The 18803-nt window shown below is 60.4% G+C and carries 15 protein-coding genes and 1 tRNA gene; 7 read left to right on the top strand and 9 right to left on the bottom strand.

What is annotated here, in order from left to right; genetic code table 11:
* Window positions 1-14: 14 nt before the first annotated feature.
* The 3 genes from SM764_RS16460 to SM764_RS16450 are packed head-to-tail and all read right to left on the bottom strand — an operon-like array spanning window position 15 to window position 2265.
* Window positions 15-665: a uracil-DNA glycosylase gene (locus SM764_RS16460; RefSeq protein WP_369002233.1), complete on the bottom strand. Its 651-nt coding sequence runs from the start codon at window positions 663-665 to the stop codon at window positions 15-17.
* Window positions 665-1687, bottom strand: a complete 1023-nt coding sequence (gene trpD / locus SM764_RS16455) for an anthranilate phosphoribosyltransferase (protein ID WP_369002232.1) — start codon at window positions 1685-1687, stop codon at window positions 665-667. The genes SM764_RS16460 and trpD overlap by 1 nt, the downstream gene beginning before the upstream one ends.
* The gene (locus SM764_RS16450) at window positions 1684-2265 is read right to left on the bottom strand and encodes an anthranilate synthase component II (RefSeq protein ID WP_065270159.1); all 582 of its coding nucleotides are present in this window, start codon (window positions 2263-2265) and stop codon (window positions 1684-1686) included. Before SM764_RS16450 ends, trpD begins: the two co-directional genes overlap by 4 nt.
* A gap of 194 nt (window positions 2266-2459) precedes the next feature.
* Between SM764_RS16450 and SM764_RS16445 the strand changes: the two genes are divergently transcribed.
* On the top strand, window positions 2460-4016 hold the full coding sequence (locus SM764_RS16445) for a divergent polysaccharide deacetylase family protein (RefSeq protein WP_369002231.1): 1557 nt from the start codon (window positions 2460-2462) through the stop codon (window positions 4014-4016).
* 82 nt (window positions 4017-4098) lie between these two features.
* On the opposite strand, the gene trpE is transcribed toward SM764_RS16445, so the two are convergent.
* From trpE to fabI, 5 genes are all read right to left on the bottom strand, one after another.
* Window positions 4099-5610: an anthranilate synthase component I gene (trpE, locus tag SM764_RS16440; RefSeq protein ID WP_274832169.1), complete on the bottom strand. Its 1512-nt coding sequence runs from the start codon at window positions 5608-5610 to the stop codon at window positions 4099-4101.
* Between the two features lie 30 nt (window positions 5611-5640).
* Window positions 5641-7485 (bottom strand): peptidylprolyl isomerase, encoded by a 1845-nt coding sequence (locus SM764_RS16435; protein WP_369002230.1) that lies wholly within the window; start codon window positions 7483-7485, stop codon window positions 5641-5643.
* Between the two features lie 156 nt (window positions 7486-7641).
* Entirely contained in the window at window positions 7642-8817 is a 1176-nt protein-coding gene (locus SM764_RS16430) for an aminotransferase (RefSeq protein WP_369002229.1), read from the bottom strand.
* Between the two features lie 168 nt (window positions 8818-8985).
* The gene (gene gpt / locus SM764_RS16425) at window positions 8986-9489 is read right to left on the bottom strand and encodes a xanthine phosphoribosyltransferase (RefSeq protein ID WP_065270164.1); all 504 of its coding nucleotides are present in this window, start codon (window positions 9487-9489) and stop codon (window positions 8986-8988) included.
* A gap of 157 nt (window positions 9490-9646) precedes the next feature.
* Window positions 9647-10450, bottom strand: a complete 804-nt coding sequence (gene fabI, locus SM764_RS16420) for an enoyl-ACP reductase FabI (protein WP_274833995.1) — start codon at window positions 10448-10450, stop codon at window positions 9647-9649.
* 222 nt (window positions 10451-10672) lie between these two features.
* On the opposite strand from fabI, the gene pdxH reads away from it, so the two are divergent.
* The 6 genes from pdxH to SM764_RS16390 all read left to right on the top strand — a co-directional run bounded on the left by pdxH (window position 10673) and on the right by SM764_RS16390 (window position 18025).
* Window positions 10673-11278 (top strand): pyridoxamine 5'-phosphate oxidase, encoded by a 606-nt coding sequence (pdxH, locus tag SM764_RS16415; RefSeq protein WP_274836985.1) that lies wholly within the window; start codon window positions 10673-10675, stop codon window positions 11276-11278.
* A 118-nt stretch (window positions 11279-11396) separates the two neighbouring features.
* The gene (locus tag SM764_RS16410; RefSeq protein WP_065270167.1) at window positions 11397-11942 is read left to right on the top strand and encodes a cold-shock protein; all 546 of its coding nucleotides are present in this window, start codon (window positions 11397-11399) and stop codon (window positions 11940-11942) included.
* A 4-nt stretch (window positions 11943-11946) separates the two neighbouring features.
* Window positions 11947-12435: a DUF192 domain-containing protein gene (locus SM764_RS16405; RefSeq protein WP_065270168.1), complete on the top strand. Its 489-nt coding sequence runs from the start codon at window positions 11947-11949 to the stop codon at window positions 12433-12435.
* A gap of 43 nt (window positions 12436-12478) precedes the next feature.
* Window positions 12479-12555, top strand: a tRNA-Pro gene (locus SM764_RS16400).
* Between the two features lie 832 nt (window positions 12556-13387).
* Window positions 13388-17062, top strand: coding sequence for a vitamin B12-dependent ribonucleotide reductase (locus SM764_RS16395; protein WP_369002228.1), 3675 nt, complete (start codon window positions 13388-13390; stop codon window positions 17060-17062).
* Window positions 17063-17281: 219 nt separating this feature from the next.
* Window positions 17282-18025, top strand: coding sequence for a glycosyltransferase family 2 protein (locus SM764_RS16390; RefSeq protein WP_369002227.1), 744 nt, complete (start codon window positions 17282-17284; stop codon window positions 18023-18025).
* Here SM764_RS16390 and SM764_RS16385 read toward each other — a convergent pair.
* Window positions 18012-18791 (bottom strand): hypothetical protein, encoded by a 780-nt coding sequence (locus tag SM764_RS16385; RefSeq protein ID WP_369002226.1) that lies wholly within the window; start codon window positions 18789-18791, stop codon window positions 18012-18014. The genes SM764_RS16390 and SM764_RS16385 overlap by 14 nt on opposite strands.
* Window positions 18792-18803 lie beyond the last annotated feature (12 nt).

Raw genomic sequence — 18803 nt, 5'->3', positions numbered from 1 at the left:
CGCGTTGCCTCCAGTCAGCTGGCCCAGTCGATGGGCGCTTCGCCGCGCGCGCGCAGCCATGTGTTTATTGCCGAAAACGGCCGGGATCCGAAGAAGCCGCGCCGCGCCGAAAGCGGCGAGGGATGCGCGGTCTTCAGGATCAGGTGATCGCCCGGATTCAGGTGTTTTTCAAGCCTTTGTGCCTGTTTTCCCCAAAACACATAGGCCGTGGGGCGCTGCGATGTGCGCTGCAGCACCTCTTCGATCAGGGATAGCCATCCCAGATCCTTGTGCCCGTTCGCGGCGCCTGCCGGTACGCTGAGCGCGGTATTGAGAAGCAGCACCCCTTGCCGTGCCCAGCTCCGCAGGTCGCCCGTGGCGGGCACTGCTCCAATATCGCTTTGCAACTCCTTGAAAATATTGCCAAGGGATCGGGGCAGGGGCGCAACGTCCGGTTCTACGGAAAAGGCCAACCCATGGGCATGGCCGGGGGTTGGATAGGGATCCTGTCCCAATATAACGACACGGGTGTCTGCAGGCTGGGTCAGCTCCAGCGCAGCAAAACGCTGCGCCGCAGGGGGCAGAACCGGCTGCGTTTCTGCCGCCAGCGCAGCCTCTATTGTGGGCCAGTCACGCTGAAAAAACGGCAGGTCGGACCAGGCGCCAAGACCACCCGGCAAGGGCATCAGTTGCCCCCGGAGGTGATCCGCGCAACGGTTGCGATCTTGTCCCGTGCAGCGCCGCTGTCGATGCTGTGGGCCGCCTTGGCGACGCCTTCGCGCAGGTCTTCGGCGTCTCCGGCGACCACCAGCGCGGCGGCGCTGTTGAGCAGGACGGCATCGCGATAGGCCGAAGGCTGCCCGTCCAGCAGTGCCCGGAAGGCAATCGCGTTCTCTTCCGGCGTGCCGCCGATGATATCGTCGAACGGGTGGACCGGCAGGCCCGCGTCCTCCGGGTGCAGTTCCACATCGCGGATGCTGCCGTCTTCTTCGAGCGCGGAGACCCAGCTGACGCCGGTAATGGTCAGCTCGTCGGTCCCGTCCGAGCCATGCACCAGCCAGGCCCGTTCAGAGCCAAGCTGCCCAAGGGTTTCCGCCATGGGACGGGTCAGATCGCGGGAGAAAGCCCCGGTCAGCTGGCGTTTGACGCCCGCAGGGTTGGTGAGCGGGCCGAGGATGTTGAAGATCGTCCGGGTGCCAAGCTCCTGCCGGGTGGGCATGACATGGGCGATCGCAGGGTGGTGCATGGGGGCCATCATGAAGCCAATTCCGGCCTCTTTCAGTGACTTTTCAACCACTTCTGCGCCGACCATAACCTGAATGCCCATCTGCCCCAGCGCATCTGCCGCTCCGGATTTTGAGCTGAGGTTGCGGTTGCCGTGTTTGGCGACAACCGTGCCTGCACCAGCGACCACGAATGCGGTCGCGGTCGAGATATTGAGCGTGCCCTTGCCGTCACCGCCAGTGCCGACGATGTCGATAGCGCCCTCGGGCGCCTTCACCGGATTGCATTTTGACCGCATCACGGCAGCGGCAGCAGCATATTCATCGACAGTTTCGCCGCGGGTACGCAGGGCCATCAGCAACCCGCCCATCTGGCTGGGGGTCGCTTCGCCTTCGAACAGCAGCTTGAATGCCTGCTCCGCCTCGGCCCGTGTCAGCGGGCGATCGGCTGCGGCGTCGATCAGCGGCTTCATCTGGTCGCTCATGCGGGCACCTTCATTTCATTCAGGAAGTTTTTCAGCAGGGTATGGCCGTGCTCGGAGGCAATAGATTCCGGGTGGAATTGCACCCCGTGGATCGGCAACTCCCGATGTTGCAGCCCCATGATGGTGCCGTCTTCGAGCTCTGCTGTGATCTCAAGGCAGTCGGGCAGGCTGTCGCGATCCACCACCAACGAATGATAGCGCGTTGCCTGGAACGGAGAAGGCACCCCGGCAAAGACGCCTTTGCCCTGATGATGCACCGCGCCCATCTTGCCATGCACGATTTCGTGGCAGCGTACGACCTTGCCGCCAAAAGCCTGTCCGATGGTCTGGTGGCCAAGGCAGACGCCCAGCAGCGGAATACCGGCCTCTGCCGCAGCAAGGGTCAGCGGTAGGCAGATCCCGGCCTGATCCGGATCGCAGGGGCCGGGGCTCAGCAGGATCCCGGCGGGGCGCAGGGCCAGAGCGGCCTCGACATCCAGCGCGTCGTTGCGGCGCACTTCCATCGAAGCCCCCAACTCGCCCAGATAATGCACAAGGTTGTAGGTAAAGGAATCGTAGTTGTCGATCAGCAGCAACATCTTGGCAGGCTCTTTTATGGGTGGCGGGCAGGGCTTGCGCCGCAGTATAGTTGTTGCGACATACATGTTCAGGCTTGCAAGGCAGCGTCAAGAGCGCGGCGCGTTTTTGAAGGCTCGGCGGGGCAGTGGCGACAGGCTGACGCCCCGCTGGTCCTGATGGCCAGGCCGGACACAAGGATAAAGGGCGAGCGGGCATGCGTGGCTTTCTGGGAGGCGTGAGTATCGGAGCTTTGGTAGCGGTGTGCGGCGCTGCCATGTGGTCGTTGTCGACCCCGCTGCCGCGGCAGGTCGACGTCAGCGCCACGGGACCGGAAAAGGCCACTTTGCCTCAATCGGGCGCGCTGGCGCCCATAGAGACGCCGCAACCCGATGCCGATCTGGTCGAGGCCGCGCCGGTAGCACCTGAAACGGCACCTGCGGATGACCTCAATGACCTGACCTCTCTGGATACCGAACCGGCTGCCCGTCCCGAAGTCGGACCCGCGGGCGATGTGCGCGGCTCTGGCGATGCCGATCTGCCGGATGTGCCAGAGGCCCCGTCCGAGGCGGAAACGGCTGCTAGCGGCGCTGAGCCTGCAATGTTGCCCGAAACAGAAGAGAGCGACGACGGTGTCGAGGTGTCCATGACCCCGGCGCCGACACCCGAGGCGCCGGACACCACGGCAGAGGTGGGGCAGAGCCCGACCGACAGCCCGGCGCCTGGCACCGCGCCTGAAATGACGGCGCCGCAGGGCGCGCCCGAGACGGTTCAGCTGGAGCAAGGCGCTGCGGTGCCGGTGCCGCAATTGGGCAGCGCCCCAGATCCGACCGCGCCTCCGGTAATTGCCTTCTCCACCCCCGAACCCGCGCCTGAGCAGCCTGAGGTCGTCGAAGCGGAGCCGGAAGAAGACATGCCGCCCGCCGAGGAGGCCGAGACGGGAGATGCGCCGGAAAATGGTCGGATCGCCGCGCTGCCAACCGCAGACGGAAGCCGCACGTCGCAATCGCCGCAGATCGGAACCCGCGTGGTGCCGCTGACCGAACGCGACAGCGAAGAGACCTCTGCGGCGGGCGCTGAAACCACGCAGCAGCCGTTTGATGCCTATTCCGAACCCTTCGCTGGCAGCGATGGGCGGCCCTTGATGTCGATTGTCCTCATCGATGATGAAACATCCGTCGGCGCTGAGGCGCTGGTCGATTTTCCCTATCCGCTGAGCTTTGCTATCGATCCCGAAGACCCCAGGGCGATTGAGAAAATGGCCGCGCGCCGGGCCGCGGGCTTTGAGGTGCTGATCCTGTCGGATCTGCCGCGCGAAGCCATGCCACAGGACGCGGAGACTGCGATGGAGGTCTGGCTGGACCGGGTGCCGCAGGCGCTAGGAATTCTGGAAGGCGTCGAGACAGGCGTGCAGGGCAACAGGCCGCTGGCGGATCAGGTGTCCGATGTGGCGCGGACCGGGGGATACGGGCTGGTGCTGCAGAACAGCGGCCTTAATACCGTGCAGAAACTGGCGCTGCGCGACGGCGTGCCGTCCGGCGTGGTGTTCAGGGATTTCGATGGCGCCGGTCAGAACCCGCGTGCCATTCGCCGGTTTCTGGATCAGGCGGCCTTCCGGGCCGGACAGGAAGGCGCAGTGATCATGCTGGGGCGGTTGCAGCCCGATACGATTTCAGCACTGTTGCTGTGGGGGCTGCAGGACCGGGCCAGCCGGGTGGCGCTGGCGCCGGTTTCGGCCAGTCTGCGCGCCAATCTGGCTGCAACGGCAGAATAGCCCGTAATAGACACGCACGGGGTAGAGCCCGGGGGCACGGGGTCGCTTATGCTTCCCCGCGCCCCGGAGCGCTTTGATGTTATCAGCTGTTGCGGCTGCCGGTGAAACGCGCAGCATCCGCAGCAGCGCGGCGGATCGCGTTCGATTTATGCACGGTTTCCTGATACTCGGCCTCGGGGTCGCTGTCATAGACCACGCCGCCACCGGCCTGAATATAGAGCGTTTGATCCTGCACGATGGCCGTGCGCAGGGCGATACACATATCCATGTCGCCCCCGGCCGAGAAATAGCCGACGCCGCCGCCGTATACGCCGCGTTTTTCTGGCTCCAACTCGTCAATGATTTCCATCGCGCGTACCTTTGGCGCGCCGGACACCGTGCCCGCCGGCATGCCCGCAAAAAACGCATCCAGCGCGTCCTTGTCCTCGTCCAGCTCACCCACCACGTTCGATACGATATGCATCACGTGGCTGTAGCGTTCGATGATGAACTTTTCCGTCGGGCGCACAGTGCCGATCTTTGACACGCGGCCCGTATCGTTGCGGCCCAGATCCAGCAGCATTAGGTGTTCTGCCAGCTCTTTCTTGTCGGCCAGAAGATCGGCCTCCAGCGCCTTGTCCTCTTCCGGTGTTGCGCCGCGCGGGCGGGTGCCTGCGATGGGGCGGATGGTGACCTCTTTGCCAAAGACACGGACCAGAATTTCGGGGCTGGCGCCAATCACCTGAAAGCCACCGAAGTTGAAATAGAACATGAAGGGTGATGGGTTGGTGCGCCGCAAAGAGCGGTAAAGCGAGAACGGCGGCAGCGGGAAGTCCTGCTTCCAGCGCTGCGCCGGAACCACCTGAAAGATGTCGCCCGCCCGGATGTATTCCTTGGCCTTTTCCACCGCTTCCATATAGCCGGATTTGCTGAAGTTGCTGACCGGCGGGGCCACCTCGTGCGCATCGCCAAGATCGCGGGTTTCGGCGGGCATGGCGCGCTCCAGATCGCGCACCGCGTCCATCACCCGTTCGGCGGCCTGCGCATAAGCGGCCTTGGCCGATTTCCCGTCTCCGGTCCAGGCCGGGGAGACCACGGTCACCTCGCCTTTGACGCCGTCCAGAACCGCGACCACCGAAGGGCGCATCATCACCGCGTCGGGCAGGCCAAGGGGGTCGGGATTGACGTCCGGCAGATGTTCGATCAGCCGGACCATGTCATAGCCAAGATAGCCGAACAGCCCGGCCGCGGCCTGCGGCAGGTCGTCGGGCAGGTCGATGCGGCTTTCGGCGAGAAGCGCGCGCAGGTTGTCCAGCGGCGCGCCCGTCTGCGCTTCGAAACCCTCGGGATCAAAGCGGGCCGAGCGGTTGATTTCGGATGTCGTGCCGCGGCAGCGCCAGACCAGATCGGGTTTCATGCCGATGATCGAGTAACGGCCGCGCACCTCGCCACCGGTCACCGATTCCAGCATGAAGGCGTCCTTCTGGGCGCCCGTCAGCTTGAGCATCAGCGACACGGGCGTGTCGAGGTCAGCCGCTAGCCGAGTATAGACCAGCTGGTTCTCTCCCGCCTCATAGGCGGCGGCGAAAGTGTCGAAATCCGGGGTCAGAGCCATCGTCAGGTGCCTTGATTGATCTATGCGCGCTTATTGGAAATTGGCCTGAACCGCGTTCAGGGCCTGTTGGTCAACACGCGGTGCGGCGCGCAGCTGTGCGTCCTGCGCGAAGGCTTCGAACAGCGCCTGCGACAATGCCTGATCCAGCTGGGTCTGCATCGCGTTGGCCAGCATCTGCATTTCCTCGCTGGTGTCCTCTGCAGGCAGAACCTCGTCCAAACGCAGCACCACGGTGGAGCCTTCACCGGACACGGTGCGCAGCTCGCCCGGGTTCATTTCGAAGACCTCGATCATCATCTCGACCGGGGTGGTGTCGATATAGGCGGTGCGGGTTTGCGCCGTCTCGGTCTGCACGTCGTAGCCTTCGGGGAAGGCTCCGTCTGCCTCGGTCTGTTTCAGCAGATCCTGTGCCAGGTTGTTTACGGCCTCTGCTGTCCGGTTTTCGTTCCAGGCGGCAAGTACCTTGTCCCGAGCGTCTTCGAAGGGCTCGGGGCGCGGGGGCAGGACTTCGTCGAGCCGCAGAGCAAAGAGGCTACCATCCTCAAGGAAGGCGACCGAGGGGAAATCATCAACCGTCACGGCCTCTGCGGCCTCGCGGAAGCCGTCATATGCGGCGATGCCTTCGGCGTTGAGCCCGGTCCAGCCGAGGGTGCCAATCTGCATGTCTGTCTGATCCGGCAGTTCTTCCAGCGTGACGCCACCAGCGAGCATGTCCTCGATGGATTCGGCTTGCTGCTCAATCACTCGGCGGGCGCGGTCTGCCGCCAATTCGGCGCGTAGCTCGGCTTCGGCCTCTTCAAAACTGGTTTCGCGGGCTTCGAGGCGGCCGTTCACCCGGTAGAGTGCTGGGCCAAGATCCGATGGCAGCGGGCCAACAACATCGCCGACCTTTGCAGCAAATACTTCGGTGCCAGCATCCGAGAGGTCAGCTTCGGTCACATCGCCCATATCCACGTCCGACAGGGCCAGACCGCGATCCTGCACCAGGACCTCAAAAGTCGTGCCGCTCACGTCAAGCTGCGCCTTGGCGCTTGCGGCGCTGTCATTGTCCGCAAAGACAAGGCGTTCCACCAGACGGCGTTCCGGGATCAGGTATTGATCGGCGCGATCTTCATAAAGGCCACGCAGCGCCTCCTGATCGACCTCAACGGTGTCAAGCAGCATGTCGGGGCTGAGATGCGCGTAGGTCAGGGATTTGGTTTCGGGCAGGGTGAAATCCGCGATATTGTCGTCATAGAAGCGACGCAGCGCACTGTCATCGGGCGTCTCCTGCGTCAGCAGCACATCGTCGGATGACAGTTGCACGTAGGAAAAACTGCGGCGCTCGCCGATGTAGGACACCAGCGTGTCGCTCATCACTTCGGGCATCTTGGTGCCGGACATGATGGCGCCTTGGACCAGCGTGCGTGAGGCCTCGCGGCGAAGATCGTCTTCGAACTCGGCTTCGGTGAAACCGGCGTTGTCGAGGGTAAAGCGGTAGGTCTCGCGGTCGAACTGGCCGCTGGAGTCCTGGAATGAGGAGACCTTGGTCAGTTCGGACAGCAGGTTTTCATCCCCGATGGAGATGCCCAGCTTGCTGACCTCATTGTCAATGGCGGCGAGGGTGATCAGTCGCCCGAGCACAACCTGATCCAAACCCATTGCGGTCAGCTGCGACATCGGCATTGCCTGACCGGTCTGGGCCTGCATGGCGCGTTGTTCGCGCTGCAACTCGCGCACATAGGCGTCGACGGTGACTTCTTCGTCGCCCACCAAGGCAACCGCGCTCATCGAGCCGGTGAAATTGACCGCACCAAAACCGGCAAGGCCGACGATCAGCATCCCCATCAGGATCCAAACAAAGGTTCTGGAAAGATTTTTCATGCCTGCGGCCATTGTGCCCTCATTCGTACCTGTTGCCCGCTCCCTTTGCGCCGGAAGGGCGCTGCGGGCAGGGTGCCTGTGTCATAATCGTGTTCTGCATACGCTGCCGCCCGTACAGGAGCAAGATCTTGTGCCGGGCTTGTTAGTTTCGGATGGCGCAGCGTAGCGTTAGGGGTGAAACGCGCAAAGCCGGTCGAACAGGGAGACGATCCCGGCCCGGTCGACATTGGCAAAGGCGATGCGGAATTGCTTGCTGCCTGCCGGATCGCCTTCGGGCATGAACATCGTGCCCGGCAGCATCAGGACCGACGCGTCCTGCACCAGCTTTTTGGCCAGCTCGGACGAGGCTTCCTCGAAGGGGTGTTCCACATAAGCGAAATAGGCACCGCAGCCCAACAGCTTCCATCCCTTCTCGGCAAGTCGGGGGAATTCCTCTTCGATTGCCGCCTTGCGGTCCAGAATTTCCAGCCGTTCCCCCACGAGCCAGGACTGGAGGTTTTCAAGTCCCCAATGCGCGCCGATCTGTCCAAGCTGTGCAGGACAGATCGTTATCGTATCGAGAAACTTCTCCATTTCGAACAATTTCTCTGCAGAACTCGCGATCGCTCCAACCCGGTGACCGGTCAGCCGATAGGCCTTGGAGAAGGAGTACAGATGGATCAGCGTCTCGTCCCAGTTCGGCGTCTGGAACAGGTCGTGCGGCGCCCCTTCGCGGCTGTCAAAGTCGCGGTAGGTTTCATCCAGAATCAGTGCCAGCCCATGTTTGCGGGCCAGATCAAAGAAGGCCTGCACGAGGCCCGAGGGGTATTCGGCGCCAGTGGGATTGTTGGGGGTGACAAGCGTGATGGCCCGCGTCTTGGGTGTGATCAACTGGGCCGCGGCCTGCGGATCCGGCATCATATCAGCACCTACCGGCAGCGGAACCGCTTTGACACCTGCCATATCGAGGCACATTTTGTGATTGAAATACCAAGGCACCGGGATGATCACCTCGTCCCCTTCGCCGCAAAGGGCGGCGATGGCAGCGGCAAAGGCCTGATTGCAGCCAGAGGTAATACCGACCTGCGCTGCGCCAACGGTGCCGTCATAATGCTCCGAGATCTGTGCCGCCAGTGCTGCACGCAGCTCGCTGCGGCCCAAAACTGCGCCATATAGATGCGCGTCGGTTTCATTCAGGGCGGCATCGGCGATGGCCTGCCGCAAGCCCGTGGGCGGCGGATCTGCTGGGGCGGCCTGACTGACGTTGATCAGGGGGCGCGACGGCGGAAAAGTGACCCCTTCGGTCCAGCGGCGGGACTCGACGATCGGAGAACAAAAGGTCGCTTCGGTGCGGGAGATATGCATGCAGTCATCCTATTGTCGCAAGGCCCTGCCAGGGCAGGCGTATTCGGGCCTTATCTGTGGCACGCCCTCGCGGCAGGCTCAAGAAAAAGCGCGCCTCCAACGGGGGCGCGCATTCATGGTGTTTTGAAAATCGGCTGCGGTCTGTCCCGCGCACGGGGCGGGGCGGCGTCAGTCCTTGCCGCGATAGGGCTCGACGTATTGTAGCGCCATATCCCAGGGGAAGAAGATCCAGGTGTCTTGGCTGACCTCGGTGATAAAGGTGTCCACCATCGGGCGGCCCTTGGGCTTTGCATAAACCGTGGCAAAATGCGCCTTGGGATACATCTGGCGCACCAGTTCAAGGGTTTTGCCGCTATCCACCAGATCATCGATGATCAGGATACCTTCGCCATCACCCATCAGCTCGGCGTCGGGTGCTTTCAGCACCACGGCCTCACCCTGGTCCTGGTGGTGGTAGGATTTCACCGAGATCGTATCGACGGTGCGGATGTCCAGCTCGCGGCTGACGATCATCGCGGGGGCCATGCCGCCACGGGTGATCGCGACAACGGCACGCCAAGCGCCACCGTCAGGTCCCTGACCGTCCAGCCGCCAGGCCAGCGCGCGGCTGTCCCGGTGGATCTGATCCCAGCTGATGTGAAACCCTTTTTCGTGCGGCAGGCGGTCGGTCATCTTGCGATTTGCTCCGGCAATTGTAGCGTCTGATGCGGTGTCATGTGCCGGGCTGCAAAGCAGGCACGATACCAGTGTTGGTCTGACGAGTGCGTCGTTGATATAGCCCCGGGCGCACCATTCAAAATAAAAACAGCACAGGCCCGGGGCAGTTCATTTATTTGGTAATGTCGGGGGCGTCCACGGCTTTCATGCCCACAACGTGATAACCAGCATCCACGTGCAGGTTTTCCCCGGTCACGCCCGATCCGAGGTCCGACAAAAGATACAAAGCGGATTTACCGACGTCCTCGGTTGTAACATTTCGCCGCAGCGGCGAATTGTATTCGTTCCATTTCATAATGTAGCGGAAGTCGCCAATTCCGCTGGCGGCCAGCGTTTTGATCGGACCGGCGGAAATCGCATTTACCCGAATGCCGTCTTTTCCAAGATCTTCGGCCAGATATTTGACCGATGCTTCGAGCGCGGCCTTGGCAACGCCCATCACATTGTAGTGAGGCATAACCTGCTCGGCACCATAGTATGTCAGGGTAAGCATCGAGCCACCCTCGGACATCAGTTTCTCGGCGCGGCGGGCAACAGCCGTAAAGGAGTAGACCGAGATATCCATGGTCATCTGAAAATTGTCACGACTGGTATCGACGTAGCGGCCGCGCAGTTCGTTTTTGTCAGAAAAACCAATGGCGTGCACGACAAAGTCCAGCTTACCCCATTCTTTTTCGAGGCTCTCAAACAAGGCGTCAATCGAGGTTTCGTCGGATACATCGCAGGGCAGAACGATGGAGCTGTTCAGCTGTTCGGCGAGCGGGCCAACGCGCTTTTTAAGGGCTTCACCCTGGTAAGAAAAAGCAAGTTCGGCACCGGCATCGGCGCAGGCCTTGGCGATCCCCCATGCGATGGATTTGTCGTTGGCCAGGCCCATGATAAGGCCACGTTTGCCGGACAGCAGTTGACTGGGCATGCAGGTTCTCCGCCTGTAAAATATGAACTGAAGGACCTTTAATATGCTCGGGCCGCTGCATCAAGAGAGTACCGGTTGAGGCGCATTATCAGTTTTGCGGCCCGTTTTGGATGTCGGCCTGCATGGCCGCACATATTTATACGCATAAATCCGCAGCCACCTTGGCTTGTATGCCCAACCAAGGCGGCATAGATTGGCGCGCACAGTTAAGAAGAGGTTTCCATGTCAGAGCGGTCGGGATTATTTGCGGGGGATAACCCCTTTGAACTTGCGCGGGCATGGCTCGCGGAGGCCGAAGAGACTGAGCTCAATGATCCGAATGCGATTGCGCTGTCGACGGTGGATGCTGATGGCATGCCGAATGTCCGCATGGTGTTGCTCAAGGAAATCGAAGATGGCGCTTTTGTCTTCTTCACTAACTACGAAAGCGCCAAGGGGCAGGAGCTGGAGCAGTCCGGCAAGGCCGCCTTCGTGCTACATTGGAAGAGCCTGCGTCGCCAGATCCGTGTCCGTGGTCATGTGACACGCGAAGACGGTCCGCAGGCAGACGAGTATTACCACTCCCGGTCGCTGAAAAGCAGGCTTGGGGCGTGGGCTTCGCAGCAATCGCGCCCATTGCAGAGCCGTTCGGCCCTGATGGCAGAGGTTGCAAAAATCACGGCCACGAAAGGCCCGAACCCAGACCGGCCGCCATTCTGGGGTGGATTTCGCATCGTTCCGAGCGAAATTGAATTCTGGGCGGATGGGGCTTTCAGGCTGCATGACCGATTTGTCTGGCGCCGAAATACGCCGGATGACGAATGGAGTGTGGTGCGGCTAAACCCTTAATGGGTTAAGCATAAAATAGCATTTTCGTGATAATGGGGAATTTTTTTAACTTGAACTCATATGCGAAAATCGCGCATCAAGCATCGAGAAATCAAATACGACGCGGTGGACGAGATAAGTGGCAGACGATCAAAGCAGTCTCAGGCAAATCCAGGGCATAGTGAAGTGGTTTGACCCGACCAAAGGGTATGGCTTCGTTGTGTCCGACGAGGGTGGTCCCGACATCCTGTTGCACGTGAATGTCCTGCGTAACTTCGGGCAGAGCTCGGTGGCGGACGGGTCCAGCGTAACCGTTCTGACCCACGCGACGGAGCGCGGCGTTCAGGCTGTGGAGGTTGTCGCAATCGTGCCTCCGGCCCGGGATGACGCGCCGGTTCTCAGCGATTTTGTCGATATGGATATCGAGGAGCTGAAAACACTTCCGTTGCGCCCGGCGCGTGTGAAGTGGTTCGACAAGGGCAAGGGCTTTGGCTTTGCCAACCTGTTCGGCTACGGAGATGACGTCTTCTTGCACGTCGAGGTGTTGCGCCAGTCGGGTCTTGCTGATCTCCAACCGGGCGAGGCTATCGCGATGCGATCGATCAGCGGTCGGCGGGGCTGCATGGCGGTCGAGGTCCAGGCCTGGGAAGCGGCCATTTCCGAAACCGCATCCGAAGAAGAATAAGATCATGTCGGTGCGCGCCTCTGGAATTGTCCGCTGGGGTGCCGCCATAATACTGTGCCTTGGTGCAGGTATTGCACAGGCACAGGAGACCTGCGCCCCGGATCGTGTCGATCTTCGCGGCGATTGGGGGCAGGCGTCCTTCTCTGTTGAGATTGCCGATACTGTCGACAGCCGTTCAATGGGGCTGATGCACCGTGAGGACCTGCCGCGCGGGGCGGGGATGCTGTTTGTTTACGAGCATCCTCAAAGGGCGGCTTTCTGGATGAAGAACACGCTGATCCCCCTGGATATCATTTTCCTCGATGAAACCGGCGTGGTGACGTCTGTGCATTCCAATGCCATTCCCCATGATCTGACCCCCATTCCAGGCGGCGACCGGGTGTTTGCGGTGCTGGAAATCAATGGTGGTTTGGCGCGCCGATATGGCATTGGGCCGGGCACCCAGATGCGGCACGAAGTTTTTTCTTCTAATGCGTCTGTTTGGCCCTGTTAGGGCTTTTCAAATCCGTTTCACACCGCTAGGAAAGCGCACGGTCCGGGGCGTGGCGCAGTCTGGTAGCGCACCTGTTTTGGGTACAGGGGGTCGTGAGTTCGAATCTCGCCGCCCCGACCACTTTCCACTTATAAAAATCCCAGCTCTGATCGGTTTGGCCCGGTCAGGGTGACGTCCTTTGGCGGTCAAGTCTAAGGCGGGCGTGCAAGCAGCCAGTTTCACTGAAAGGGCGATCAGGGATCCAGATCTCACTTAGATGTGATCGTGGCGAGAATTAGAATCGCGCAAAATGTGACCCCGAAATCTTGGTGGCTACCAAATCTTGTGTTAACCGATTGTTAACCATGTGACGCGAACTGGCGCCACCTGCAGCTGGATTTTGCCTAACTTGGCACAGGATTTCAGCAGATCGACTGTGCGCTTCGTGCAACGTGTCAGGTCGGCGCGAAAAGTCCGCTGTCATGTCTCGGAAGTGGACCGCGCGCCGGTGTTAGTGGAGTCGCCGAGGAAGTGGTGAAGGGGCCGTGAGTAAGGTATTTGCGGCAAACCATTAGTGTTTCGCAAAAAAATTCGAGGCTACCGAAGTGGTGTTGGCGGCTCGGTCAGCCCGCGGGTGCAGTCGGTGAATCGATGAAGCGAACCACGGGCGTTTCCTATTTCACCGGTCAACCAAAAAAATGGTATCTAAGTGGTAAATTTTGCGTTGACCCTCACGGCGTGATTACGCCAAATTGTGGGTGCCGGTTGCTTCGCCACTAAATCTTGTATGTTCTTTGGGCGCTGCAACAAGACTAAACACTAGTAGAGATTCCAAGGACCGGGGCCGGTGTAGGGCTCCCTGGCACGCTTCTGACAGCAGTTGCCGCCTGTTTTCTGTGTTTCTTCATGGCAAGGCTGCGCCACGACGTGGCCAACAAAAAGACGGGACAGAGCTAATGCGAAGGGGCAGAGCATGAAGATCGAACGGAAGTACACCAAATCTGGTCAGGACGCATATGCGGACCTCGATTTCATCTCGGCTACATCCGAAATTCGAAATCCTGACGGGACCATTGTCTTCCGACTCGAAAACATCGAAGTTCCGGCTGAATGGAGCCAGGTTGCCAGCGATGTCATCGCCCAGAAATACTTTCGCAAAGCCGGTGTTCCGTCCCGCCTGAAGAAAGTCCGGGAAAAGGGCGTGCCAGAATTCCTGTGGCGGTCGGTCCCCGATGGAGTTGATGTTGAATTTGTTGGCGAAACCTCTTCCAAACAGGTCTTTGACCGTCTTGCCGGTGGCTGGGCATACTGGGGCTGGAAAGGCGGCTATTTCTCGACCGAGGAAGACGCCCGCGCCTATTACGACGAAATGCGCTATATGCTGGCGTCCCAGCGCGCGGCGCCGAATTCGCCGCAGTGGTTCAACACCGGGCTTCACTGGGCTTATGGCATCGACGGCCCCGCGCAAGGCCACCACTATGTCGATTACAAGACCGGCAAGCTGACCAAATCCGACAGCGCCTATGAACACCCCCAGCCGCATGCCTGCTTCATCCAGTCCGTGTCCGACGATCTGGTGAACGACGGTGGCATCATGGACCTCTGGGTGCGCGAGGCGCGCCTGTTCAAATATGGCTCCGGCACCGGCACCAACTTCAGCCACCTGCGCGGTGAGGGCGAGCCTCTATCCGGTGGCGGCAAATCCTCGGGCCTGATGGGCTTCCTCAAGATCGGTGACCGGGCAGCCGGCGCGATCAAATCCGGTGGCACCACCCGCCGCGCGGCCAAGATGGTCATCGTCGATGCGGATCACCCAGATATCGAGGATTTCATCCAGTGGAAGGTGATCGAAGAGCAGAAAGTTGCCTCGATCGTTGCTGGCTCGAAGATGCACGAGCAGATGCTGAACGGCATCTTTGCGGCGATCCGCGAATGGGACGGTCTGGAGGCAGACGCCTATGAGCCGAGCAAGAACGAGGGGCTGAAAAAAGCCATCCGCGAAGCGAAAAAGGTCGCGATCCCGGAGACTTATATCAAACGGGTTCTGGATTACGCCAAGCAGGGGCACACTTCGATCGAATTCCCGACCTATGACACCGATTGGGACAGCGATGCCTATTCCTCGGTTTCGGGTCAAAACTCCAACAACTCGATCCGCGTCACCAATGCGTTCCTGCACGCGGTAGAGAAGGACGCCGATTGGGAACTGATCAACCGTACCGATGGCCGCGTTGCCAAGACCGTCAAGGCGCGTGATCTGTGGGAGAAGGTCGGCCACGCCGCATGGGCCTGTGCCGATCCGGGCATCCAGTTCCATGACACTGTGAATGACTGGCACACCTGCCCCGAAGATGGCGAGATCCGCGGATCGAACCCGTGCTCGGAGTATATGTTCCTGGATGACACCGCCTGTAACCTGGCCTCGCTGAACCTCCTGACCTTCCTCAAGGACGGTGAGTTCCAGGCCGAGGACTACATGCATGCCTGCCGCCTGTGGACCCTGACGCTGGAAATCAGCGTGATGATGGCGCAGTTCCCGTCCAAGGAAATTGCGCAGCGGTCTTATGACTTCCGCACGCTGGGTCTGGGATATGCCAATATCGGCGGTCTCTTGATGAACATGGGCTATGGCTATGACAGCGACGAAGGCCGCGCGCTCTGCGGCACGCTCACTGCCATCATGACCGGCGTCGCCTATGCCACTTCGGCCGAAATCTCCTCCGAGCTGGGCCCGTTCCCCGGTTTTGAAAAGAACCGCGACCACATGCTGCGGGTGATGCGCAACCACCGCACCGCCGCCCAGGGGAAGACAACCGGCTATGAAGGGCTGGCGGTGCCGCCGGTGCCGCTCGATCTGAAGAATTGCCCCGATGCACGCCTGACCGATCTGGCCGCAGGTGCCTGGGATGAGGCGCTGGAACTGGGCGAGAAGCACGGCTACCGCAACGCGCAGGCCACCGTGATTGCCCCGACCGGCACCATCGGCCTGGTGATGGATTGCGACACCACCGGGATCGAGCCCGACTTTGCCTTGGTGAAGTTCAAGAAACTGGCCGGTGGCGGCTATTTCAAGATTATCAACCGCTCGGTGCCTGCCGCGCTGGAAGGGCTCGGGTATACCTCGGCCCAGATCGAAGAAATCGTTGCTTATGCCGTCGGCCACGGCACCATCGGCAATGCGCCGGGGATCAACCATACCTCGCTGGCCGGTCACGGCTTTGGCCCCAACGAGCTGGCCAAGATCGACGCCGCACTGGAAAGCGCCTTTGATGTGCGTTTCGTGTTCAACCAATGGACCATTGGCGAAGAGTTCTGCACCGGTGTTCTGGGCATCCCGGCGACCAAGCTGAACGACCCGACCTTTGATCTGCTGCGTCATCTGGGCTTTACCAAGGCCGATATCGAGGCGACCAACGATCACGTCTGCGGCACCATGACCTTGGAGAACGCGCCGCACCTGAAGGAAGAGCACTATCACATCTTCGATTGCGCCAACCCCTGCGGCAAGAAGGGCAAGCGCTACCTGAGCGTTGACAGCCACATCCGCATGATGGCGGCGGCGCAAAGCTTTATCTCGGGCGCGATCTCCAAGACGATCAACATGCCCAACGATGCCACCATCGAGGATTGCCAGAAGGCCTATGAGCTGTCCTGGTCCTTGGGCGTCAAAGCAAACGCGCTCTATCGTGACGGGTCCAAGCTGAGCCAGCCGCTGGCGGCTGCGCTGGTCGAGGACGACGATGAGGCGGCGGAGATCCTGGAAAGCGGTAGCCAGCCGGAAAAGGCCGTCACCCTGGCCGAGAAGATCGTCGAAAAAGTGGTCATCAAGGAAGTGGTGAAATCGCACCGCACCAAGATGCCCCAGCGCCGCAAAGGCTATACCCAGAAGGCGGTTGTCGGCGGGCACAAGGTCTACCTGCGCACCGGCGAGTATGAAGACGGCAACCTTGGCGAGATCTTCATCGACATGCACAAGGAAGGCGCTGGCTTCCGGGCGATGATGAACAACTTTGCCATCGCCGTCTCTGTTGGCCTGCAATATGGCGTGCCGCTGGAAGAGTTCGTCGATGCCTTCACCTTCACCAAGTTCGAACCGGCGGGCATGGTGCAGGGCAACGACAGCATCAAGAACGCAACCTCGATCCTCGACTATGTTTTCCGCGAACTGGCGGTCAGCTACCTGGATCGCACCGACCTCGCGCACGTGAAACCCGAAGGCCCCGCATTCGATGATATCGGTCGCGGTGAGGAAGAGGGCGTCTCCAACGTCACCGAGCTGAGCGAAAGCGCCGCAACCCGCTCGCTGGAGGTGCTGAAGCAGATCTCCTCGACCGGGTACTTGCGCAAGCGTCTGCCGCAGGAACTTGTGGTGCTGAACGGCGGGCAGACCGTGCTGGACGGGATCGCGCCGCTTGGCACCGGTGCTGACCCGGTGACTGCGCTGCAAACACTGGTGCCGGAGGTGACTGAAAGCGCAACGGTGACGGAAACGGCTTCGGTTACGGTGACCGGCATGGACGCCCGCACCAAGGCCAAGATGCAGGGCTACGAGGGCGAGGCCTGCGGCGAATGCGGCAACTACACGCTGGTGCGCAACGGCACCTGCATGAAATGCAACACCTGCGGCGCCACTTCGGGCTGCAGCTGAGACCAGATCGGGGGCGAGTGCGCTCGCCCTGGACGCCAAGAAGGCCCAGGCAAAAAAACGCGGGCGGTACACTAATGAGCCTGATTGGCGAAACTCGCCCCCTCCGCATCGGAGGGGGCTTTTTCCTGTGAGGTATCCGTTTCCCCGTTCTGCCGCTTGGCCTTGGCGCGGCTCTTTGCTAGGCCAAGAGTGCAGTCCAACAAGCCCCGGAGAAACGCCATGCCTGCCATAAGTATCTGCATTCCGGCCTATGGCATGGGGGGCAAGGGTGCAGAGTATCTGGCTCAGTCGCTGGAGATTCTGACAGGGCAAAGCTTTCGCGATTTCGAGGTTGTCGTTTCGGACCAATCCGATGACACGGCGGTGGCAGATGTCTGCGCCGCTTTCTCGGATCGTCTGACCATACGCCACATCTGGAACCACGATGCACCACGGCAGGCATCGGCCAATGTGAACAATGCCCTGGATCACGCATCCGGTGATATCATCAAAGTGCTTTTTCAGGACGATTTCCTGAATGGAAGCCGTGCCTTGGGTGATATTGTTGAAGCGATGGATGGGGGGGGCGACTGGCTGTTGTGTGGCTCGGGTATCAGCCGCAATGGCGGGGCGGTTGAACGCCCCATGGTGCCGCGACTGACTGAGAAGCTGCAGTTTGGCAAAAACACCGTCTCAAGCCCATCGGTGCTGGCAATGCGGCGCAGCCGTATGCAGCTGTTTGATGAAAACCTGATCTGGCTGATGGATGTGGACCTCTACAAACGGCTGTGGGATGCGCTTGGCGATCCGGTGATCCTGCCGCAGACCCTGGTGGTGAACCGGATACACGAGGGGCAGGTCAGCGCCAGCGTCTCAAAATCGCTGCGCCAAAAAGAATTGCGCTATGTCCGCCAGAAATTCGCCGCCTCCACATCCCTTTCAGGTTATCTTGAATACCTGCGCCAAAGGATCAAGGCTCTCTAGAGTTTCGGGCCAGCAGTTGGTGCAGACGCCCGGTATCCTTTTTGAAATCCTGCGTTTCGTGGGAGTTCATCTGGAAATGCTGCAAAACCTCACGGTCGTACAGGTTGTGCCTTCCTGTCAAAATGCAAAACAGTTTGATGGCGCGCTCGAACGCATGCCCGGACGGGCGGCTGTTTCCCATCGCAAGGCCAAGCGGCGTAAACCAACGCACGAAATCGGACAGCGTATCGCGGCGCATAGCCACGTTGTTTGTGGCAGGCCAGTTCTTGTCGGTTGCTGAGGCCATGTGGCTGCGCAGGATCGGTTTGATGTCAAACCCATACACCTTCTTCACGGCCTCACGCAGGGGCGCGTAACCCATGTTGTCACGGATAAAATTCCGATCTGCCATGGGGACAGGGCTATATCCCAGCACCGCGTCTGGATCGGTTTGAAGCTGGGACAGCGTGGCGCTGGAGAAACTTTCGCTTACGGTTACATCGTATTGAATAAGCGCAACAAATTCCGTCAGGGGGACAGCGTTATTGATGCAGGCGTACCAAGACGTGAAGTCTACGAGGAATTTGTAATCCTCAATATTGTCAGCCTGTTCCCGGGCAATGATGACGGGATCCATGGCGCGAACCTTATCTACCGGCCCTTTGCCTACGAACATATAGGTGACAGGGCACCCAATCGTTTGGAATTTGTTCTCAGCTTCATACTGCAGAAGAAGGTCCTGATCGTGGATGGTCACGATTGCGGATAATTGGGAGGGAGTTGTCATCGTATGCTCCAA

Origin of the sequence: Pseudophaeobacter sp. 1A16562 (genome assembly GCF_041008785.1) — a bacterium.
Classification (GTDB): domain Bacteria; phylum Pseudomonadota; class Alphaproteobacteria; order Rhodobacterales; family Rhodobacteraceae; genus Phycobacter; species Phycobacter gallaeciensis_A.
This window is presented reverse-complemented; position numbering and strand designations above follow the sequence as displayed.